The following is a 20,348-nucleotide window of genomic DNA, read 5'->3' on the forward strand; positions in this document are numbered from 1 at the left end:
GGGCGGCTACTCGACGCGCGCCTCGCCCCAGGTCACGACGACGGGGCCTGCGGTGTCGGCGCCGTGCTGGCGCGCGACCAGCTCGATCAGCGTCGCACCGCGCAGCTCGGCGCTGAGTTCGCGCGCCGGCTGGTTGAACGTCATCGGTGCGGTGGTCGCGAGCTTGCGGCCATCACCCCAGACCTCGAAGCTGACGCCGGCGGTCTTGCCACGCGTCGAGTCGTCCACACCCACCTTGGCCGTGAATCGCTGCGAACCGCCGGGCACCCTGACCTGCAGCCGCGAGTCGGCCAGCACACCCACGCCGTGGCGAAACACCTGGCGCTGCACGCTGAGCGCCTGGTCGAACGGCGTCGAGTCCGCGCGCGGTCCACCCCAGCCGGCGTAGGCCGGGCGGGTGCCGCCGTTGTCGGTGGTGGACCACGACGCCAGCGCGCGGTAGATGACCGGGTCCTGCTCCAACGCGCGGATGCCGTCGCGCGCCACGTAGACGTTGCCGGGCCGCTCGGACACGAAGTAGCCGCGTGGCAGCAGGTGCTTGCCGGTGGCGGTGAACAGCAGCGCCTCGCGGGCTTGCAGCTCGAACTCGCGTTTGCCGGTGAACGTGCCGGCATCGGCGCGCGCCCAGGCGTCTCGCAAGGCGATGGGCACCGTCGAGTCCATCTTCAGGTGCTCGGCGGTCAGCGTGAACTTCGCCGGTGCACCGGTGCGGTTGAACAGCAGCACGGCCTTGCGTCCGTCGGCCAGCGTCTTCACGAGGATCTGCCGGTCGCTGTCGGCATAGGCGAGCACGCCCTGGTGGCCGGCCGGGTCCTGGTTGATGGCGACGACTTCGGGGGCCTTCAGGATGTCGATGATGGCGGGCGACGCCTTGGACAGGTCCGTGCCGATCATCAGCGGCGCGGCCATGATGGCCCACAGGCCCATGTGCGTGCGCGCTTCCAGCAGGTGGCCGTCGCCGAAGTCACCGTTGCCGATCTCCAGCATGTCAGGATCGTTCCAGCGGCCGGGGCCCGCATAGAACTCGCGCGTGGCGACGGTGTCGAAGTTGTGCACCATCTGCGCGAAGCCCTTCCAGATGTCGCGGCTGGTGCGCCACAGCGTGCCGTGGTCCTGCCCCCAGCTGCGGACATTGACCGTGCCCCACAGGCAGACCGACAGCATGTAGTCACCGCGCGGGCGCACCTCGTCCAGCGCGCCTTTGAGGGCGGCATACAGCTTCTTGGTGCCCTCGATGTCGGACTGGTTGATGCTGCCTTCGACGATGGTGGGGGTGTACTCGCGGTGCTGGCCCGAGGCGACGTGCGGCCGGTCGCGGCCATACGACGACAGCCCGCAGCCGTCGACCTTCAGGTAGTCGAAGTTCCACTCGTTGAAGAACAGCGCCACGTCCTGCTTCATGAACCCCATCAGGCCCACCTCGCGCTCGGCATGGGTGCCTTCGGGCAGGTTGGGGCTGTCGGCGTCGTAGGCCTGCGAGCAGGCGTTGCGGCCGATGTCGGTGTACAGGCCCGCCTTCAGGCCCATCGCGTGGATGCGGTCGGTGAACGGCCGCAGCGACGAGTCCTTGCCCGGGCCGAGGTTGGCGCTCGGGAACAGGCCCGTGCGCACCAGTAGCCGGCCATCAGTCGTGCGGCGCTTCAGCCACCAGCCGTCGTCGACGTTGATGTTGCGGTAGCCGGCCTTGGCGAGACCGGAGTCGACGATGACCTGCGCCGAGTCCAGCACCTTCTGCTCGGTGATGTCGACTCGGAAGGCGTTCCAGCTGGACCAGCCCATGGGCGGCGTCGGCGCGCTGCCGACCGGCTGGTGCTGCCAGCGGCCGGTCGGCGTGAGCGGCTGCTGGGCCTGGGCGGAGAACGCGACGAGCAGGGAGAGGGCGAGCAGTTTCATGCGGCAGTCAGCAGTCGACCGAAGGCGGCCGGGACGTGGAAGTCAGGAGAAGCAGTCTGGGTCGGGCTCCAGGCGGAGTACACGCGGTCCCTGCCTTGACCCTCGACACGGAACAGGTTCAGGCGCCAGCCTTCATCCGCGCCCCGCATCGGCACGGCCAGCTCGGCCGTCCAGACCTTGGCCTTGGCATCGATCTGCGCCCTCGCGCGGCTCTCGCCGACGATGCGCTTCTTGCCGGACGCCTCGACGGTGACTTCCAGCAACAGGCCGTTGGGTGCCACCTCGACTTCGCGGTAGCTCTTCAAGCCAGCACGCTCCGGCGCCTGCAGGAAAACCTCGACGACATCGCGCTCCCACAGCGGCCAGATGTCGGTCGCCGAGCCGGCGCGGTCGAAGGTGTTCAGCGCCTCGTACTTGCAGATGAAGCGCAGATGGAGCTGGCCCGCGCCGCGCAGCAGTTGCACGCGGGTGGACTGCGGGCCTGCCAGTGGCTTGCCCTGCCAGTCGTGGCGGAAGAAGGTGGTGGGCGCGTCGGCCCATTGCGACGCCAGCGGGAAGCCGTCGGCGCCGACCTGTGCGACCTTGCCGGCGAAGGCGATGGGCAGCGTGTCGGGCACCTCGGGGCGCGCCTCGATCAGCAGGCTGTGCCTGAAGCGCACGGGCAGCGTCGGCTTGTCGGCGCTCACCACGCCAAGCTCCTTGCCCGTCAGCGAATCGCGCAGCTTCCAGCGACCGTGATCGAGGCCACGCAACGTGACGGGACCGTCCCAGCGTTCCGCATAGAACGCAAAGTGCAGCGCCCCACCCTGCTCAACGACGTGGGTCTCCGGCTTGTCAAAGCCCAGGTCGTACAGCTCGCCGCGGTAACGGCCTTCGGCGAGGCGATGCTTGTTGTAGAGGTCCACCCATTGCCGCCAGTGCCGCTCGCGCTCCGGCGTCAGCAGGAAGGAGTCCTTGGGCTTGGGGTCCACCGGCCAGGTGAACTTGGTGGCGACGACGGCGCCGATGCCCACGCTGGAAGCGAAGTCCTGCCCGCCGGTGCTCAGCTCCACGTGGTCGCCCGCGTAGGCGGACCACGGGCCCATCAGCGCCTTCAGTGTTTTGCCCTTGTGGCGGATCTGCCAGCTGGACAGCGGGTCGGACGACGGCGCCTGGTCCATGAAGGGCATGTTGTGGAAGGCGTAGCTGGTGCCGCAGGGGCAGACCTCGACGACAGCTTCCGGGTTGGCCGCGTGGGCGGTGTCGTGCATGACCTTGTAGAAGGCCGAGACGGCCTCCACCGACTCCTCCGGCCGTGCATGCTTGTGCGCCGGGTTGTAGCAAGGCGCCACGCCGTTGAGGTGCTGGCCGTCGACCTTGAGGCCGTCGAAGCCCCAGTCGCCAATGATCATCTTGATCGTGGCGGCCAGGCGGGCTTGCGTCTTCTCGTAGGCGGGGCAGAGGTAGAAGCTGTTCCACCAGGTCACGTCCTGCGCCGCACCGTCCTTGTCGAGCAGCAGCAGGTCGGTGTGGTCATGCATCTCGTCGCTGCCGGGCGCCACGGCCAGCGGGGCGATCCACAGCCGCGCCTTCATGCCGCGGGCGTGGATGTCGGCGACAAGCGCCTTCATGTCCTCCGCACCGCGGGGGAACTTGGCGCGGTCGGGCGTGTTCCAGTCGCCGGTCTTGCGCTGCCAGCCGTCGTCCAGCACGGCCCACTTGAAGCCCAGTTCCTGCACCTTGGGCAGCGTGGCGCGCACGTAGTCGAGGGAGAAGTCGCGCTCATAGCCCCAGGCGCACCACTGCGGCTCGTAGGCGCTCGAAGGTGCCTCGGGCGCGGACAGGCCCTGGGCAGCCATCAGGCGGCGGTAGCGGTCCAACGGCACGAAGAAGTCGCCACGGTGCACGGCGATGAAGCTGGGCGGCGTGGCGAGCACCTCGCCCGGTTTCAGGGTCTGCGGCGCGTCGCCGCGCAGCGATATGTCGACGGCATCACCGATGGCCTTCACGGGCAGCGCCACCAGCTGCGGTTGAAGGGCCAGGTGGCCGACGGCGAATCCAACGTCTCGACGCCAAACATCGACGACGGGCGTGCCGCCGCCATAGTCCGACGCATTCATGCCCATGAAGTTGCGCTGCTCGAAGCCGCGCTTGACGGGCTGCACCCAGTCGCGCCGGTCGGCATGGCTGGCGCCGGAGTAGGTCCAGTAGCCACCGGCGTGGCGGGGCGGCGCGGCCAGGCGGTGGGCGGCGTTGACCCAGGCGTCGATGGTGATGGGCTTGTCGCCGGTGTTGACGTAGGCGACGTCCAGCAGCGCGACGCCGGGGTGTTCATCGAGCAGCGTGACCGTGACGCGTTTCTCGATGCCGTCTGCGGAACGGCCCGTCAGCCGCAGCGCCTGGCCGACACCGAACGGCGTGGCAGCCTTGGCCGGCTCGGCCTTCTGCAGCGTGAAGCGCGCCAGCGGCTTGCCCTTCACGACCAGGTGTTCGCTGGCGTCAAACCCGGTCAGCGCGACCGGCTGCTTGCCTAACAAGCTGACCACACGGCAGCGCATTTGGTCGTCGAACTGCAGCGACACGGCAGCGTCCTGCAGCCGCACATGGCCCTTGCCCTCGGCGGCGTGGGCGGACAGCGGCAACTGCGTGGCTAGCGGCGCAGCACCAAGCCATTGCAGGAAGGCACGGCGCGCGGTCATCGCTTCGCTCCCCAGGCGCCGGGGAAGGCGCGTTCGGCATTCGTGCGGTAGAGCTTGTCCACCACGTCGCGCGGCAGGGCCAGGCCTTGCACCGGCTTGTCGAGATCGCTCACCTTGAAGCTGTCGGCCGTGTTGAAGTAGCGCCAGTGCATGCGCCACACGCCTTCGGCCTCCTTGCCCAGCGCGGCGCCGTCCTGGTCGGGGCCTTGGGCCATGTCGCTGCCGTAGAGAACACGGTCCTGGTACTTGATGAAGAAGCGGCGCACGCGCTCGCGGTCCTGCTGGCTCTGGTGCTGCAGCTGGCCGATGCGCGCGGCCACGTCGACCACGGCGTTAGGGAACTTGTCGAGGAAGGCGGCCAGTTCGCCCACATCACGCTCCTGCGAGGCCAGGTGCACGCCGATGAAGCGCAGGCCCGGGTGCGCTGCCACCATGCGGTCGCGCGCGGCCATCTGCGCCTCCCAGCTGGGCATCTCGGGGTGCTGGTGCATGTGGTACTGCGGGTGGGCCTTGTAGTACTCGCGGTCATTGTTGACCGTCATCTTCTCCAGCGGCAGCCAGCAGTTGTGCGGCTCGCCCTGGTGGCCCAGCAGCGGGATGCCGCGCCTGGCGAAGTCGTCGAACAGCGGTGCGAAGCGGGTGTCGTCGATCATGACCAGCTTGTCGTTCTTGCCACGCAAGCTCATGCCGATGTTCTTCCACACCTTCACGCCGACAGCGCCGGCCTTCAGCGCCGCAGCGATGCGCTGGCGCGTGGCGGGCAGCCAGGCGGGCTGGTCGGAGCCGTCAACCGAGAAGCTGGCCGCCCAGGCGACATCCTGCGGGAATGCCTTCTGCAGCTGGATGGCCACGCGCTGCTGGTCAGCCAGCGGCGGGAAGTCCGGGTAGTCGACGTTGATCGTCAACACCTTGAAGTTCTGCTGCTTCGCGGCGGCCATGAAGGCCGGTGCGGCGTTGTGCAGATGCAGGTGCACGTCGATCTTCGCGACACGGCCATAGTCGGCCATCGTGTAGCTCGGCTCGGCCGCCTGCGCGGGGGATAAAAAGGCCGCCCCGGCAAGCAGGGCGGCAACGGAGGAGACAAGTTTTCGCATCAGCAATCCACGTATTTCGGGTCGAGCGCCGGGCCGCTCCCAAGCCGGCCCGCTTTGGCGATGTGCTCGCGGCTCAACGCAGCGAGCATCGCCGTCCCCTCGGGGGACCGGCTGGGCGCGCCCGCGTTCAGCGGTGCGCGACCAGACGAGGGGCTCACATCTCTCATCAGAACTTGATGCTGGCGCCCAAGGTCACGGCGCGGCCATAGCGGTAGTAGCCGTTCGGCAGGCTGATGCTGCCGTTGCCCAGCTTCGGCGCCTGCACCGCATCCGTCAGGTTGTTGCCCTCCAGGCTGATGCGCAGCCACTGGTTGACCTCGTAGGCCACCTGCGCCGTCACCCAGGTCGTGGCATTGGCGGTCTCGTTGAAGTTGGCGCCCAGCACGTTGGTGGCGGTGACGAAGGCATCGGTGCGGTCGGCCGTGGCGCTCATGCTCCACGGGCCGCGCTCGTAGAGCACGCCCAACGATGCGGTCGCCGGTGCGATGCCCTCCAGCGCCCGCTCCTCGCCGGCCACCCAGGCACGCGACTTGTTGCGGGTGTACTGCGCCCGCACGCCGAAGCCGTTGTCGAACAGGTGCTGGAAGCCGACCTCGAAGCCGCGTGCCGTGGCCTTGTCGCCGTTGATCGGCCGCTGCACATTGAACAGCCGGCCGCCCGGTGCGCCGATGTCCTGGCCCGTCAGCCACAGGTTGGTGATCTGGTTCTTGATGTTCTTCTGGTAGACGGCGAAGGTCAGCGCCGAGTCCTTGCTGTAGTACCACTCCAGCGAGGCGTCGTACTGGCGGGCGCTGTAGGGCTGCAGCTCGGCATTGCCGCTGTAGATCTGCGTGAAATCGCCCCAGGAGATGCTGGCCGTCGTGCTGGACGGTGCCAGCTTGTCGACCGACGGCCGGGCCATGGTCTTGGCAGCACCCAGGCGCAGTTGCAGGTTGTCGGTGAACAACCAGGTGAAGTTGACCGTCGGCAGCGCGAAGTTGTAGCTGGCCTCCTGCTGCAGGGTGGTCGGTGCCGCGTAGACAGCCGTGTAGTTGAACGCGCCGTTCTCGATGATGTCGGTGAGCTTGGCGTCCCAGGCCTGCGAGGAGGTCTTGGTCTTCACGAAGCGCACGCCCAGGTCGGCGTTCCAGCTGTCACCCGACAGGTCGGCCTGCACGAAGGCGGCCGTCGTCTTCTCCGTGACGCGGTAGCTTTCCAGCGGGTTCCAGGCCGGCGCGGAGGCGGTGGAGCTGTAGACGCCGCCACCGGGGCGGGGCTTGCCGTCCCAGGCCTTCAGTGCCTCGGCGTAGTTGGGGACATCGAAGCCCAGGAAGCTGCGCGGGAAGTTGCCGCTGACGCCGCCCAGGAAACCATCGGGGCTGAAGGTCTGGTTGATGACGTTGCCGCCCAACGTGCCGACGTTGATCGCGTTCTGCCCGGAGTAGTGGTCGGCGCCGGCGTTGAATGCGTTGTTGATCATGTCCCGCGACTTCTTGCGGTTGGTCTGGCTCAAGCCGAACTTCAGCTGGTCGATGTGGAAGCGATCCAGCTTCCAGTCGAGGTTGACGTTGGCGCCGTTGATCTTGTCGTCGATGTTGTCGCCGGCGCGGCTGTAGTAGTGGGTGTTGAAGTCGCTGGCCTTGAAGAGGCCTTGCGACAGCCCGGTCTGCAGGTCGCGGCCGTCGGCGAAGGTGGTCTTCACGTCGGGCACCGCCGAGCCGGTCAGCTGGATGCGCGTCGTGTTGGGCTGGTTCATGCGCAGCACGACATAGCTGTCGTTGCCGCCGGAGTGGCGCTTGGACGTGGACTCGTAGATGTCGCCCGTCAGCGTCATGGTCGGCGAGAGCTTCCATTCCGCATTCGCGCCGTACAGCGCCGTGTCGACGACGCGGTACTCGGTCTTGTTCAGCAGTTCGGGGTTGAGCGCCAGCTCCGGGTCGGGATTGGCCAGAGTGAAGTCGGCGACCACGCCGTTGCTGATCTTCATGTTGGACCAGCGGCCCGGCGCGTACAGCGGGTAGAACGACAGCTGGTAGCCGACCTGCGGCGAGTCCAGCCGGGTCTTGAAGCCGTCGACGACGATCTTCAGGTCGCTGCTCGGCCGCCACTCCACCTTGCCCGACAGCGCCAGGCGCTCCTTCTTCTCCATGATGGAGCCGAAGCGGAACTGGCCCGGGGCGATCAGGCCCTCCTCGTCCAGGTCCAGCTGGCCATTGCCGTTGGGGTCGATGTTGCCGCCCCAGGTATTGCCCCAGGGCCAGAACAGCTCCGGCTTGTTCGGCGCCGGATTGCGGCTCCAGCCGCCGTCGTTGCCGGCCGTGTCGGTGCGCACGTCGCGCTTGGCGTAGACCACGCCCAGCAGCACGCCCACCTCGTTGCCGAATGTGTTGCTGTAGGTGCCCGACAGCTTCGTGCCATTGAGGCTGCTCATCTGGTTGCGGTCGGCTTCCACGCGCAGCAGGCCGCGCTGGCCCTTCTGGTCGAAGGGGCTGGCGGAGCGCAGGTTCACCAGGCCGCCGATGGCACCTTCCGTCAAGGAGGCCTGGGCGGACTTGACGACGTCGGCGCCGCTGATGACGTCGGCGGGCAGCACGTCGTAGGCGAAGTAGCGGCCGGCGCTGTCGGTGCCCAGCAGGCGGCCGTTGAACGTGGTCAGCGTGTACTCGGGGCCGAGGCCGCGGATGCTGACCTTCTGGCCTTCACCACCCGCCGTGCGCGAGATGGACACGCCGGTGATGTGGCTCAGCGAGTCGGCCACGTTGTTGTCGGGGAAGCGGCCCAGTTCGGTGGCGCTGATGCTGTCTTGCACGCCGGCGGCATTGCGCTTCAGGGAGAGGGACTTCTGCAGGCTGGCCCGGGTGCCGGTCACTTCCACGCGCTCCAGCGTCTCAGCCTCGGTCTTGGCAGCGGCCTCCTGGGCGAAGGCGGGGGCGGCGAACGCGGTCAGGGCCACGAGGCCGGCCACCGTCAGCGGGTGCAGGGCAAAGCGGGGTTGCAGTCGAGGACTCATCGAACGGTTCCTTTTGTGGCGCAGCTGCCATCAGGGCAGCCAGAAGCAATCTGCGGGTAGGACCGGGGCGGATGGGCCCCGTGCGGCTTGCCGGCTCTGAAGAAAGTGCTCCGAACCGGCTTGCCGCAAGTCTACGAATTCTTTCGTTTGATTTCGTATATGGTTTTCACGGATGCAGAATGCTTTCGTTGCATCATGCCACGAAAGGCTTCCGCTTCGCTGACATAGAGAGAGACGCCTGAGCTATATGGGTAATTGACCGTCACCCGCGAAATTTGACATACGAAAGTACTTGCGCCGTTGTGTTTTCGTTTTCGTTCGTTTATGCTTTCGCACGAAAGTCAACGCCGTTGACGATTGCCAACCCGAAAGATGCTGCCCATGCAGAGCAACTGGCTCTTCCATGCCCTCGTCACCACCCTGCTCTGGGGCGTGTGGGGCGCCTTCGCGGGCCTGCCCGCCCAGCACGGTTTCCCGGACACGCTGATCTACGTCGTCTGGGCGCTGACGATGATCCCGCCCGCCCTCATCGTGCTGGCGCGCAGCGGCTGGCGCATCGAGCGTGACCGCCGCTCCGTCGTGCTGGGGCTGACCGTGGGCCTGCTCGGCGCGGGTGGCCAGATGCTGCTGTTCCGCGCGGTGCAGAGCGGCCCTGCCTACCTGATCTTCCCGATCGTGTCGCTGTCGCCGGCCATCACCATCGCGCTGTCCTTCGGCCTGCTGGGCGAGCGCACCGGCAAGCTGGGCGTGGCGGGCATCGTGTTGGCGCTGTGCGCGCTGCCGCTGTTCGACCTGCAGCTCGGCCAGGGCGGCGAGGGGCTGGGGCTCTGGTTCGTGCTGGCCCTCATCGTGCTGGCTGCCTGGGGTCTGCAGGCCTACTTCATCAAGCTGGCCAACGTGGGCAGCAGCGCCGAGAGCATCTTCTTCTACATGACCGTCGGCGCACTGGCTTGCGTGCCGGTGGCGCTGGCGATGACCGACTTCTCCCAGCCCATCAACTGGGGCTGGCAAGGCCCCGGCCTGGCCGCCATCACGCAAGTGCTGAACGCCGTCGGCGCACTGACCCTCGTCTACGCCTTCCGCTACGGCAAGGCGATGGTCGTGTCGCCGCTCGTCAACGCCGGTGCGCCGCTGCTGACGGCGGTGTTGTCCATGACGCTGAGCGGCGCCACGCCCGGTGGCACCAAGTTGGCCGGCGTGGCGCTGGCCCTGCTCGCGGCGCTGCTGCTGGCGCTGCAACCCGAAACCCCCGCCAAATCTGCCCAAGGAGAAGTGGCATGAAGCTCATGCTCGACCTCGTGCGCCGCCACAAGCAGGCACGTCCCACTGAACACGCTGCCATCGGCATCCCGTCCGTCTGCTCGGCCCACCCCGTCGTCATCGCTGCGACGCTGCGCGAATGCGCCGCACACGGCCGGCCGGCCCTCATTGAGGCCACGTCCAACCAGGTCAATCAGGACGGCGGCTACACCGGCATGACGCCGCTGGACTTCCGCCGCTACGTGATGGAGATGGCCGCTCGTGAGGGCCTGCCGCCCGAACTGCTGCTGCTGGGCGGCGACCACCTCGGCCCCAACGCCTGGCGCAAGCTGCCGGCTGAGGCCGCGATGGCCAAGGCCGAAATCATGGTGGCGCAGTACGTGGCCGCCGGCTTCCGCAAGATCCACCTCGATTGCTCGATGAGCTGCGCCGGTGACCCGGTGCCGCTGCCGGAACCCGAGATCGCCGCCCGCGCCGTGCGCCTGTGCCATGCGGCCGAGCAGGCCTGGCGCGACGCGCCGGACCGCGGCGAGCCGCCCGTCTACGTCATCGGCACGGAGGTGCCCGTGCCCGGCGGCGCGCACGAGGACCTGGGCGAGCTGGACGTGACCTCCCCCGAGGCCGCGTCGTCCACACTGGAACTGCACCGTCACGCATTCGCCCGCGCCGGCCTCGACCTGGCCTGGGAGCGCGTCGTCGCCATGGTCGTGCAGCCGGGCGTCGAGTTCGACCACCACAAGGTCATCGACTACCGCCCCGAGAAGGCCCGCGACTTGAGCGCCTTCATCGAGCGCCAGCCCGGTCTCGTCTTCGAGGCGCACTCGACCGACTACCAGACGCCCGAGCACCTCGCCCAGCTGGCCCGCGACCACTTCGCCATCCTCAAGGTCGGCCCCGGCGTCACCTTCGCGCTGCGCGAGACGCTGTGGGCGCTGGCCGCCGTCGAGCGCGAATGGGTCGGCAAGGGCGAAGGCCTGGTTGCCACGGTGCTGGGCGTCATGCGCGAGGAACCCGAGCATTGGCGCGGCTACTACCAGGACCCGGCGCGCCTGCAGGTCGACCTGGCCTACTCCCTGAGCGACCGCATCCGCTACTACTGGGCCCACCCGGCCGTGCGCGAAGCCTGCCGCACCATGCTGGCCCGCTTGGACGCCACGCCGCCGCCGCTGACGCTGCTGAGCCAGTACCTGCCGCGCCAGTACGAGGCTGTGCGCGAGGGCCGCATCAACACGCACACCGATTCGCTGCTGCGCGATGGGACCGTCCAAGCCCTGCGCCCCTACCTGCACGCCTGCGCCGCCTAAGCCCATGACCTTGCTCCATCTCGACCCCACCGACCTCGACCACCGCGGCGCCGCGCACACGGCCCGTGAGATCGCGCACCAGCCTGCCGTCTGGCAGATGGTCCACGAACAACTGCAGGCCGAGCGCCCCGCCCTCGACGCCTTCCTGGCACCGCTGCTGACCCTGCCCGACCTGCGCATCGTGCTGACGGGCGCCGGCAGCTCCGCCTTCATCGGCCAGTGCCTCGCGCCGGCGCTGCTGCGCCACTTCAACCAGCGCGCCGGCATCCGCGTCGAGGCGATGGCCACGACCGACATCGTCTCCAGCCCCGAGCAATGCCTGCAGCCCGGGGTGCCGACGCTGCTGGTGTCCTTCGCCCGCTCCGGCAACAGCCCCGAGAGCCTGGCCACCGTGGAGCTGGCCGATGACGTCGTCAAGACCTGTCACCACCTCGTCGTGACCTGCGCGGCCGAAGGCACGTTGAACCGCCGCCTGGCCGGCCAGGCGAATGCGCACGTGCTGCTGCTGCCCGACGAGACGCACGACCGTGCCTTCGCCATGACCTCCAGCTTCACCGGCATGCTGCTGGCCGCCGCCTGGGCCTTCGGCCTGGCGCTGGGGCCGGTGACAGCGCTGGCTCACGCCGCGCAGTCGCTCGCCGACCGTGAGGCCGACCGCCTCTACACGCTGGCCGAAACGCCCTTCGAGCGCGTCGTCTTCCTCGGCAGCAACACGCTGCTGGGCCTGGCCCGCGAGGCGGCGCTGAAGCTGCTGGAGCTGACCGACGGCCGGCTGATTGCGATGGCCGATTCGACGCTGGGCTTTCGCCACGGCCCCAAGACCATCCTGAATGACCGCACGCTGGTGGTCATCTTCCTGTCCAACGACCCCTACACGCGCCGCTACGACCTGGACCTGCTGCACGAACTGCGCCGCGAAGGCCGCGCCCGCGTGCTGGCGCTGAGCACGGAAAAGGCCTCGCACCCCGACGACGTGCAACTGGCCCTGCCCGCCTCCGCGCCTGACCTGGCCTTGGCCCCGGTGGCGCTGGTGTTCGCGCAATGCCTGGCCCTGCTCGCCTCACTGCAACTCGGCATCACGCCCGACAACCCGAGCGCCTCCGGCACCGTCACGCGCGTCGTCAGCGGTGTCACCATCCATCCCTACTCGCAGCAGCAAGGATGACTTCCATGTTCCTCGGCATCGACGGCGGCGGCACCAAGACCGCCTTCGTCCTCATCGACGACAGCGGCCGCCTGCTGGCCCGCCATGAGTCGACGACGAGCTACTACCTGGAGATCGGCTTCGACGCGCTGCGCACGCTGCTGCAGGACGGCGTTCAAGCCGTGCTGGGCCAGGCCGGTGTGCCCGCGTTCGACATCGCTCACACCTTTGCCGGCCTGCCGGCGCACGGCGAAGACAGCGCGCTGCTCGCGTCCTTCGACGGCCTGCTGGCCGACCTGCTGCCGCGCAGCACCGTCGGCAACGACATGGTCTGCAGCTGGGCCGGCTCGTTGGCCGGCGCGGATGGCATCAGCCTGGTCGCCGGCACCGGCTCCATTGCCTATGGCGAATGGCTGGGCCGCAGCGCGCGCTGCGGCGGCTGGGGCGAGGTCTTCGGCGACGAGGGCTCGGCCCACTGGCTGGCGCGCGAGGTGCTGGCGCTGTTCTCGCGCATGGCCGACGGCCGCGCCGAGCGCGGCCCGCTGCTGGGCCTGGTGCGCGACCACTTCGGCCTGACGCACGACCTCGATCTCTGCGCCGCCATCAACGGCAGCGCCGCCCGCAGCGGCTTCGCGCAGATCGCCCGCCTGGCCACGGCTGCCGCCCACGCGGGCGACGCGCAGGCGCGGCAGCTGCTGGTGCGCGCTGGCGACGAGCTGGCCGCGCTGGCGGCCGGTGTGGCTCGCAATCTCGGCGTTAGCGGCATCCAGGCCGTGCCGGTGTCCTATTCCGGCGGCGTGTTCGCTGCGGCCGAGCTGGTGCTGGGTCCGCTGCAGGCCGCCTTGTCGCGACGGCTACCGGGCGCCGTGCTCACGACACCGCGCTTCGGCCCCGAGCTGGGTGCGGCCTTGTACGCCGCGCGCCTGGCAGGCCGACCGCTGTCGGACCAGGCATTGGAGCGTCTGGCGCGCTGAACCCGTCGATATCATTCGAAAGTCGGCTCACCGCCCTGCTCCACCGCATGCCCGCCTCCACCCACTCGATTGCGAAAACCGAAAGCCCGCTGCTCATCGACGAGCGGCGCCGGCTGATCCGCGAGCTGGTGCAGAGCCAGGGCCGCGTCACGGTGGACGAACTGGCCGAGCGCTTCGGCACCTCGGTCGTCACCATCCGCAGCGACCTGAACTCGCTGGCCTCCACCGGCGCCGTGCTGCGCACCCACGGCGGCGCGCTGGCCCAGCGCGACACCGAGGAAGTACCCATCGGCGTCAAGCAGAAGCTCAAGCACGAGCAGAAAGCGCGCATCGCCATCGAGGCCGCCAAGCTGATCCGCGACGGCGAGACCATCCTGCTCGACTCGGGTTCGACGACGGAAGAGATCGCCAAGCAGATCCGCGGCTTGAAGCTGACGTCGCTGAACGTCATCACCAACGCGCTGAACATCGCCGGCCTGCTGGCCACGGTGCCGCACGTCAACCTCATCATGCCGGGCGGCCAGTTGCGTCCCAACTCCTACTCGCTGTCCGGCCCCCAGGCCGTGGCCGCGCTGCAGGGGCTGTACGCCGACCGCTTGTTCCTGGGTGTGGACAGCCTGGACCCGGACATCGGCCTGATGACGCCGCACCTGCTGGAAGCCCAGCTCAACGCGCAGATGATGAAGATCTCGCGCCAGGTGATTGCCGTGGCCGACGCCTCCAAGCTGATGAAGCGCAACCTGTCGGTCATCGCGCCGGTGGAGCAGCTGGACATGCTGATCACGGACAGCGGGGCGGACCAGGCCATCGTCGATCAGCTGCGCGGGCGGGGCATCGAGGTGGTGCTGGCGTAGGTCGCGAGGGAACGGCACCGGCCTTGGCGCCGGTGCATGGCGTCAACACAAGCACCACGCAAGAGCAGCGCAAACGCGCGCCTCTCAGCAGCTCACCCCCGCCTTCAACTCCCCCAACGCCAGCTGCAACACCCGCGCATCGCTGCTGGCCCGGTGCCTCGTCAGCTGCTGCCGCGCACGCACCGCCTCGGTGACGCCCTTCCAGCGGTCGGCCTCGTCCTCGCTGAGCAGGCCGCGCAGGTCGTCCAGCTTGAAGCTGGGCCGCAGCGCCACCGCCTCATACAGCCGGTTCAGCCAGGTGTAGTCGTGGCCCCAACCATCGCAGTAGACGGTCTGGCCGCGCAGCCGCGTGTTGAGCTGCTCGGCCATCCAGCGCGCCGGGCGGCCGTGGATGCGCAGCAGCTCGCGGCTGATGCCGTGCAAGGCCTCGGCGCCGTCGTCCCAGTGCAGCCAGTCGGCCTCCGGCAGGATGAGCCCGCAGAACAGACCACCGTCCGCCGCGACGAAACCGACCTCGATCGGGTAGCTGCCGCGGCCGAAGCCAGAGGCTTCGATGTCGATGATGGTGGGCAGCGCGTCCATCGGGCCGAGTTTGTCAGGCCCTCACAGGAAGTTACACAGGGTTGTCGATGACGACTTCCCGCTCGAACAGCGCCAGCGCCGCGCGGCCCACCTCGCGCGTGTCCCACCAGGCATAGGCGCCCACGCCGGCCGCGCCGACCAGCGGCACCCAGCGCGACATCACCTTGCCCGCCGCCTGCCGGCCCAGGTGCATGCCGACGGCGCCGGCCACGCGCTGCAGCACGGCCTGCGCGGCTGGGCGGACGATGACGCGCTCACCGACGCGCACGCCCAGGTCGCGCAGAGCCTGCGCGGCCGTGTGGCGGAACAGGCACCACATCATCTGCGTCGGGCCCAGCTCGGCGCTGCGGCCGTAGAGAGCGGCGATGTCGGCCACGAGCTGGCGCTGGATGTGCCAGACGGCGGTCATCTCGGGGATGACGGTGGCCCAGCCCAGCGGCCCTGGCGGCAGCGCCAGCGTGCCGGCGGCCAGGCCGGCCTTGCGCGCGGCGCTGTCGATGACGCGGGCCGCCGCATCCGCCGGCCGGGCGCTGGGCACGCAGCCAGGCTCTGGAGGCCGCGCCACCAGCGCCAGCACCTTGTCGCTCAGATTTGCTTCGTGTCCCATGCCCCGTACTCCTCGGCGATCGCAAGCGGAACTACTGCACGAAACCGGCCTTGCGTCGGGCCGACAGATTGCCACAGACTTCGGCTCGCCGCGCGTGCACGGGCTATGGTTTCCGTCCGACGCGCCAACACAGGGAGAAACACAATGAATTTCATCGCCAATCTGCGCATCGGCCAGCGCCTCTGGCTGGCCTTTGCGATCTCCATCGCCATCAGCGTGCTGCTGGCGGCCTATGCCAGGACGTCGCTGGTGCGCATCAACGACGAGCTGACGCTGATGGTCGACGACCGCATGGCCAAGGTCGAGCAGCTCGAACAGATCAAGGACAACGTCAACCTGACGGCCCAGGCGGTGCGCAACGTGCTGCTGCTGTCCGACGCCGAGGCCAAGCGCAAGCAGCTCGCCGATGTCGAGGCGATCGCCAAGCGCAATGCGGAAATCTTCTCGAAGCTGGAAGCCAGCATCACCACCGAGCGCGGCCGCCAGCTGATGGCCACGACCGTGCAGGCGCGCACGGCCTTCGTCGACTCGGTGCGCAAGGTCATCGAGCTGGGCACCAACAACGAGACCGAGGCCGCCCGGGACCGGCTGCTGGGCGAGACCCAGGAGTTGCAGGGCAAGTACTTCACGTCGCTGGAAGCGCTGGTCAAGTTCCAGCAGGACTTGATGCACGACGCCGCCAAGTCGGCCGACGCGACGGTGGACTTCGCGGCCATCGCCGTTGTCGTGGCCGCTGCGGCTGCCGTGCTCATCGGCGCGGCCATGGCGCTGCTGATCACGCGCTCGGTCGTCACGCCCATCCAGCAGGCGGTGACCGCCGCCGAGACCGTCGCCGCCGGTGACCTGCGCCTGCACCTGGACACGAACCGCAAGGACGAGACCGGCCAACTGCTGGGCGCGCTGCAGCGCATGAACGACTCCCTCGTACGCATCGTCGGCGCGGTGCGCGGCAATGCCGACAGCGTGGCCACGGCCAGCAGCCAGATCGCCCAGGGCAATGCCGACCTCAGCCAGCGCACCGAGCAGCAGGCCAGCAGCCTGCAGGAGACGGCCGCGTCCATGGAGGAGCTGAGCGCCACGGTCAACCACAACACCGACACCGCCCGCCAGGCCGCGCAACTGGCCACCAACGCCGCGCGCGTGGCCGAGAGCGGCGGTCAGGTGATGGGTCAGATGGTGAGCACGATGGAACAGATCACCACCAGCTCCAAGAAGATCGCCGACATCATCGGCACCATCGACGGCATCGCCTTCCAGACCAACATCCTGGCGCTGAACGCGGCCGTGGAAGCGGCCCGTGCCGGCGAGCAGGGTCGGGGCTTTGCCGTGGTGGCCGGCGAGGTGCGGCTGCTGGCGCAGCGCTCGGCCGAGGCGGCGCGCGAGATCAAGGGGCTGATCGGCGCCAGCGTCGAGCGCGTGGAGGCCGGCAACACGCTTGTGGGCGAGGCCGGCCGCACGATGGACGACGTCGTCGGCCAGGTGCGCCGCGTGGCCGACCTGATCGGCGAGATCAGCGCCGCCAGCAGCGAGCAGAGCAAGGGCATCGCCCAGGTCGGCGAGGCCGTCAACCAGCTGGACCAGGTCACGCAGCAGAACGCCGCGCTGGTGGAGGAAAGCGCCGCAGCCGCCGAAAGCCTGCGCGGCCAGGCCGCCCAGCTGGCCGAGACGGTGTCGACCTTCAAGCTGGATGGCGCCGCTGCGGCCAAGCCGGTGGCGGCACGGGCGGCTGCCAAGCCAAGGCCTGCGGCCGCTGCGAAGGCGGCGCCCGCCAAGCACCGCCCCGCGCCTGCTGCCCCCGCCCAGGCGCGCGCGCCATCCGCACCACCCGCAGCGCCCAAGCCCGCTCCAGCGGCTGCGGCGGCGGATGACGAATGGACCAGCTTCTGACCGCCTGCCCTCTGCGGCCGTGAACTGCATCCACGTCGTCGACTCGCACACCGGCGGCGAGCCGACGCGCGTCGTCATCGGCGGCTTCCCCGACCTGGGCACGGGCCCCATGGCCCAGCGCCTGGACCGCCTGCGCAGCGAGCACGACCGCTACCGCCGCGCCACGCTGCTGGAGCCACGCGGCAGCGAAGTGCTGGTCGGCGCGCTGCTGTGCCCGCCGCAAGACTCGGCACACACGGCCGGCGTCATCTTCTTCAACAACGCCGGCTACCTGGGCATGTGCGGCCACGGCACGATCGGGCTCGTCGCGACGCTGGCCCACCTGGGGCGCATCTCGGCTGGCGAGCACGTCATCGAGACCCCGGTGGGCGATGTGCGCGCGACGCTGCACGAGGACGGCCGGGTCAGCGTGCGCAACGTGCCGGCGTACCGGCTGGCGGCCGACGTGGTCGTCACACTCTCCACAGGTCAAACGGTGACCGGCGACATCGCCTGGGGCGGCAACTGGTTCTTCCTGTGCGCCGACCATGGCCAGGCCATCGAGCCCGAACGCGTCCATGCGTTGACCGACTACGCCGCGCTGCTGGGCGAGGCGCTGCAGGCCCAGGGCCACCGGGGCGCGGGCGGCGCCGTCATCGACCACATCGAGCTGTTTGCCGACGCCGACCCGGCGCTGGCCGACAGCCGCAGCTTCGTGCTCTGCCCCGGCCGGCAATACGACCGCTCGCCCTGCGGCACCGGCACCAGCGCCAAGCTGGCCTGCCTGGCCGCAGCGGCGAAGCTGCAGCCGGGTCAGGTCTGGCGCCAGGCCAGCGTCATCGGCAGCGTGTTCGAGGGCTGGTACGACGCCGCCGGCGAACACATCGTGCCCACCATTCGCGGCCAGGCCTTCATCAGCGCGGAGGCGACCTTGATGATCGACCCGACCGACCCGTTCGGCTGGGGCCTGCCCTAAAGGCCCTCGCGCTGCCGCTGCAGCGTGGCCGCGACGTGGGCGAAGGCGGGCCGGAGTTCTTCCCACGCATCCCGCGCCAACGACTGCGGCCTGCGCATCACGCCAGGCTGCCCAAGCCCTCGCAGCACCCGCTGGCCGGCGAAGGCGATGGTGTTGCTGCACTCCTGGTCGCCGACGAGCAGCACATCGCCGTCGAAGGCGCGATGCAGGCGTGAGGCATGCCGCTGGAACTCGGCGTGCGCGGTGTGCAGGTTGACCACCAGCACACCGTCCGGGCGCAGCGCGTTGCGGCAGTCGTCGTAGAAGGCCTGCGAGCACAGCGCCGGCGGCTGGCCTTCGTGGTCGAAGCCGTCGACGAGCAGCACGTCCAGCCGGTCCTGGGCGTCGCGCACGAAATGCGCGCCATCGCCACGCCGCACCTGGAAGCGACCATCGTCCGGCGGCACCTGGAACTGCTCGCGCAGCGCAATGACGTGGGGGTTGATCTCGACGACCTCGATGCGCGTATCGGGCAGCTGGCGGTGGCAGAACTTGGCCAGTGAGCCGCCACCCAGGCCGATCATGGCCAGCGCCTCGGGGCGCGGCACGAAGAGCAGGAAGGCCATCATCGTGCGCGTGTAGGCCAGGTCCAGCGCGTGCGGTTGCAGCACCTGCATGCGGCTCTGGATCTCGCAGATCGTGAAGTGCATGGCCCGGGTGCTCAGCGTCTCGTAGACGAAGGGCTTGACGAAGGAATGCGTGTCGGCGGTGTCGGGCATGGATGAAAGGCTCTCACCTTCTCAGGTCGGTGATCAACGGCGGCGCGGCCATCAGCATCAGCAGCAGCGCGATCGGCAGGGTGGCGGAGAAGCCGAAATGCTTGAAGGCCAGCGCACCGACGAGGCCGCCGACGAAGAACAGGCCCAGCACCAGGCTGTGGATGAAGAGCTTGTCGCGGTTGGCACGCACGAAGTGGACCGAGTCGGGCGCGGTGGCGCCGTTCCAGTAGAGCAGGCGGCCCAACTCCAGCCCCAGGTCGGTGACGACGCCGGTCATGTGGGTGGTGCGGATCTCGGCCTGGGAGATCTTGGTGACGATGGCGTTCTGCAGACCCATGATGAAGCACAGCAGCAGCACGGCGGTCGGCACCAGCAGATGGGCCAGCGTATCGAGATGGGCGCCCACCAGGCCGAACATCAGCAGCAGCGCGGCCTCCAGCAGCAGCGCGAGCGCGTACTTGCCGTGCATCTGCCGCTGGCGCGCCCAGTTGACGAGCAGCGCCGTGCAGGCCGCCCCGGCCACAAACGCCAGTAGCGAAGCCAGCCCCGCGAGCGCGAGCGCAAAGCCGCCTGTGGCCAGGTCGTCGGCCACGCCGGAGATCACGCCCGTCATGTGCGAGGTGTAGCGCTGCACGGCCAGGAAGCCGCCCGCATTGACCGCCCCGGCCACGAAAGCCAGCACCGCGCCGAGTTGCCGGTTGGCGGACCGCGTGCGGTGCGTACCGGTGAGTCGGTGCAGGAAGGGCAAGGTCACACAGGCGAATCTAATGTGAATATCATTTAATTGCAATTATCATTTGACGCACATAAGGAGCCGACGTGGAACAAAAGACCGCCCGCCTGACGGTGCTGATCGACCCGGACAAGAAAAAGGCCTTCGAGACCTTGTGCGCGCAGCAGGACGTGACGCCCTCGCAGGTGGTGCGGCGGCTGATCCGCGACTACCTGGCCGCCCACGGCGTGACGTACAAGCCCGGCGCGGATACGACCGCACCAGACTGAACTGGCCTCAAGCGTCAGTCGCTTCGTCGCCCCGCCCGAGGTAGGCGCGGATGGCGGTGATGCACCCGTTCGCGTCGAAATCAAACACGTCGACGACGTGCAGCGTGTCGCGCCGGTCCACGACGATCTTCAGCTCCGCCGCCGCGCCGCCGTCGCGCTCGTAGGCGGCGAGCACATCGATCTGCAGGTGTTGCACGGCCTCGAAGTTCTTGCGCGTCTCGGCCAGCGCCGCCGACTTGCCAACGACACGGATCTTCCAGTCGCGCAGCGTGATGGCGTCGGCGAACAAGGGTTCGATGGCCGCCAGATCGCGGGCGGCATAGGCTGCCAGGTAGGCCCGCACGAGGTCGAGCCGTTCGGACGTCAT

17 protein-coding genes are annotated in these 20,348 nt (G+C 68.9%); 8 read left to right on the forward strand and 9 right to left on the reverse strand.

Features of this window, described 5'->3' with window-relative positions:
• Positions 1-6: 6 nt before the first annotated feature.
• The 4 genes from ACG00Y_RS27795 to ACG00Y_RS27810 all read right to left on the reverse strand — a co-directional run bounded on the left by ACG00Y_RS27795 (position 7) and on the right by ACG00Y_RS27810 (position 8,654).
• Positions 7-1,893, reverse strand: coding sequence for an NPCBM/NEW2 domain-containing protein (locus tag ACG00Y_RS27795; protein ID WP_394484736.1), 1,887 nt, complete (start codon positions 1,891-1,893; stop codon positions 7-9).
• Positions 1,890-4,571: an alpha-galactosidase gene (locus ACG00Y_RS27800; protein ID WP_394484738.1), complete on the reverse strand. Its 2,682-nt coding sequence runs from the start codon at positions 4,569-4,571 to the stop codon at positions 1,890-1,892. The genes ACG00Y_RS27795 and ACG00Y_RS27800 overlap by 4 nt, the downstream gene beginning before the upstream one ends.
• Positions 4,568-5,665 carry an amidohydrolase family protein gene (locus tag ACG00Y_RS27805; protein WP_394484739.1) on the reverse strand — a complete coding sequence of 366 codons (1,098 nt, stop codon included), beginning with the start codon at positions 5,663-5,665 and terminating at the stop codon, positions 4,568-4,570. Before ACG00Y_RS27805 ends, ACG00Y_RS27800 begins: the two co-directional genes overlap by 4 nt.
• A gap of 166 nt (positions 5,666-5,831) precedes the next feature.
• Positions 5,832-8,654: a TonB-dependent receptor gene (locus ACG00Y_RS27810; RefSeq protein WP_394484741.1), complete on the reverse strand. Its 2,823-nt coding sequence runs from the start codon at positions 8,652-8,654 to the stop codon at positions 5,832-5,834.
• Positions 8,655-9,035: 381 nt separating this feature from the next.
• Here ACG00Y_RS27810 and ACG00Y_RS27815 point away from each other — a divergent pair, with 381 nt between their 5' ends.
• Genes ACG00Y_RS27815 through ACG00Y_RS27835 form a run of 5 tightly spaced genes read left to right on the forward strand, consistent with a single transcriptional unit; the run spans position 9,036 to position 14,190 of the window.
• Positions 9,036-9,935 (forward strand): EamA family transporter, encoded by a 900-nt coding sequence (locus ACG00Y_RS27815; RefSeq protein ID WP_394484743.1) that lies wholly within the window; start codon positions 9,036-9,038, stop codon positions 9,933-9,935.
• On the forward strand, positions 9,932-11,218 hold the full coding sequence (locus tag ACG00Y_RS27820; protein WP_394484745.1) for a D-tagatose-bisphosphate aldolase, class II, non-catalytic subunit: 1,287 nt from the start codon (positions 9,932-9,934) through the stop codon (positions 11,216-11,218). Before ACG00Y_RS27815 ends, ACG00Y_RS27820 begins: the two co-directional genes overlap by 4 nt.
• A gap of 4 nt (positions 11,219-11,222) precedes the next feature.
• Complete coding sequence (locus tag ACG00Y_RS27825) at positions 11,223-12,383, forward strand: SIS domain-containing protein (RefSeq protein WP_394484747.1); 1,161 nt, start codon at positions 11,223-11,225, stop codon at positions 12,381-12,383.
• A complete protein-coding gene (locus ACG00Y_RS27830; protein ID WP_394484749.1) occupies positions 12,380-13,336 on the forward strand; it encodes an N-acetylglucosamine kinase in 957 nt (318 codons plus the stop codon). The genes ACG00Y_RS27825 and ACG00Y_RS27830 overlap by 4 nt, the downstream gene beginning before the upstream one ends.
• A 47-nt stretch (positions 13,337-13,383) precedes the next feature.
• Positions 13,384-14,190: a DeoR/GlpR family DNA-binding transcription regulator gene (locus tag ACG00Y_RS27835; RefSeq protein ID WP_394484752.1), complete on the forward strand. Its 807-nt coding sequence runs from the start codon at positions 13,384-13,386 to the stop codon at positions 14,188-14,190.
• Between the two features lie 84 nt (positions 14,191-14,274).
• On the opposite strand, the gene ACG00Y_RS27840 is transcribed toward ACG00Y_RS27835, so the two are convergent.
• Both ACG00Y_RS27840 and ACG00Y_RS27845 read right to left on the reverse strand, forming a co-directional pair.
• Complete coding sequence (locus tag ACG00Y_RS27840; RefSeq protein WP_394484754.1) at positions 14,275-14,772, reverse strand: 3'-5' exonuclease; 498 nt, start codon at positions 14,770-14,772, stop codon at positions 14,275-14,277.
• A 31-nt stretch (positions 14,773-14,803) separates the two neighbouring features.
• The gene (locus ACG00Y_RS27845) at positions 14,804-15,379 is read right to left on the reverse strand and encodes a hypothetical protein (protein ID WP_394484756.1); all 576 of its coding nucleotides are present in this window, start codon (positions 15,377-15,379) and stop codon (positions 14,804-14,806) included.
• 144 nt (positions 15,380-15,523) lie between these two features.
• Between ACG00Y_RS27845 and ACG00Y_RS27850 the strand changes: the two genes are divergently transcribed.
• Entirely contained in the window at positions 15,524-17,266 is a 1,743-nt protein-coding gene (locus tag ACG00Y_RS27850; protein WP_394484758.1) for a methyl-accepting chemotaxis protein, read from the forward strand.
• Positions 17,267-17,285: 19 nt separating this feature from the next.
• Entirely contained in the window at positions 17,286-18,221 is a 936-nt protein-coding gene (locus ACG00Y_RS27855) for a 4-hydroxyproline epimerase (RefSeq protein WP_394484760.1), read from the forward strand.
• On the opposite strand, the gene ACG00Y_RS27860 is transcribed toward ACG00Y_RS27855, so the two are convergent.
• Together ACG00Y_RS27860 and ACG00Y_RS27865 are read right to left on the reverse strand one after the other, a co-directional pair.
• Positions 18,218-18,979: a spermine/spermidine synthase domain-containing protein gene (locus ACG00Y_RS27860; protein WP_394484762.1), complete on the reverse strand. Its 762-nt coding sequence runs from the start codon at positions 18,977-18,979 to the stop codon at positions 18,218-18,220. The two genes, ACG00Y_RS27855 and ACG00Y_RS27860, sit on opposite strands and share 4 nt — an antisense overlap.
• A gap of 13 nt (positions 18,980-18,992) precedes the next feature.
• A complete protein-coding gene (locus ACG00Y_RS27865; protein ID WP_394484764.1) occupies positions 18,993-19,733 on the reverse strand; it encodes a YoaK family protein in 741 nt (246 codons plus the stop codon).
• 65 nt (positions 19,734-19,798) lie between these two features.
• Between ACG00Y_RS27865 and ACG00Y_RS27870 the strand changes: the two genes are divergently transcribed.
• Positions 19,799-19,981: a ribbon-helix-helix protein, CopG family gene (locus tag ACG00Y_RS27870; protein WP_394484766.1), complete on the forward strand. Its 183-nt coding sequence runs from the start codon at positions 19,799-19,801 to the stop codon at positions 19,979-19,981.
• 7 nt (positions 19,982-19,988) lie between these two features.
• On the opposite strand, the gene ACG00Y_RS27875 is transcribed toward ACG00Y_RS27870, so the two are convergent.
• Positions 19,989-20,348: a nuclear transport factor 2 family protein gene (locus ACG00Y_RS27875; protein WP_394484768.1), complete on the reverse strand. Its 360-nt coding sequence runs from the start codon at positions 20,346-20,348 to the stop codon at positions 19,989-19,991.

It is taken from the genome of Pelomonas parva (assembly GCF_043555835.1).
GTDB classification, from domain to species: Bacteria; Pseudomonadota; Gammaproteobacteria; order Burkholderiales; family Burkholderiaceae_C; genus Pelomonas; species Pelomonas parva.

Bases quoted from the DNA above. Each gene is read 5' to 3' on its own strand.
- ACG00Y_RS27795 (WP_394484736.1), bottom strand. From the start codon at position 1,893: ATGAAACTGCTCGCCCTCTCCCTGCTCGTCGCGTTCTCCGCCCAGGCC.
- ACG00Y_RS27800 (WP_394484738.1), bottom strand. From the start codon at position 4,571: ATGACCGCGCGCCGTGCCTTCCTGCAATGGCTTGGTGCTGCGCCGCTA.
- ACG00Y_RS27805 (WP_394484739.1), bottom strand. From the start codon at position 5,665: ATGCGAAAACTTGTCTCCTCCGTTGCCGCCCTGCTTGCCGGGGCGGCC.
- ACG00Y_RS27810 (WP_394484741.1), bottom strand. From the start codon at position 8,654: ATGAGTCCTCGACTGCAACCCCGCTTTGCCCTGCACCCGCTGACGGTG.
- ACG00Y_RS27815 (WP_394484743.1), top strand. From the start codon at position 9,036: ATGCAGAGCAACTGGCTCTTCCATGCCCTCGTCACCACCCTGCTCTGG.
- ACG00Y_RS27820 (WP_394484745.1), top strand. From the start codon at position 9,932: ATGAAGCTCATGCTCGACCTCGTGCGCCGCCACAAGCAGGCACGTCCC.
- ACG00Y_RS27825 (WP_394484747.1), top strand. From the start codon at position 11,223: ATGACCTTGCTCCATCTCGACCCCACCGACCTCGACCACCGCGGCGCC.
- ACG00Y_RS27830 (WP_394484749.1), top strand. From the start codon at position 12,380: ATGACTTCCATGTTCCTCGGCATCGACGGCGGCGGCACCAAGACCGCC.
- ACG00Y_RS27835 (WP_394484752.1), top strand. From the start codon at position 13,384: ATGCCCGCCTCCACCCACTCGATTGCGAAAACCGAAAGCCCGCTGCTC.
- ACG00Y_RS27840 (WP_394484754.1), bottom strand. From the start codon at position 14,772: ATGGACGCGCTGCCCACCATCATCGACATCGAAGCCTCTGGCTTCGGC.
- ACG00Y_RS27845 (WP_394484756.1), bottom strand. From the start codon at position 15,379: ATGGGACACGAAGCAAATCTGAGCGACAAGGTGCTGGCGCTGGTGGCG.
- ACG00Y_RS27850 (WP_394484758.1), top strand. From the start codon at position 15,524: ATGAATTTCATCGCCAATCTGCGCATCGGCCAGCGCCTCTGGCTGGCC.
- ACG00Y_RS27860 (WP_394484762.1), bottom strand. From the start codon at position 18,979: ATGCCCGACACCGCCGACACGCATTCCTTCGTCAAGCCCTTCGTCTAC.
- ACG00Y_RS27875 (WP_394484768.1), bottom strand. From the start codon at position 20,348: ATGACGTCCGAACGGCTCGACCTCGTGCGGGCCTACCTGGCAGCCTAT.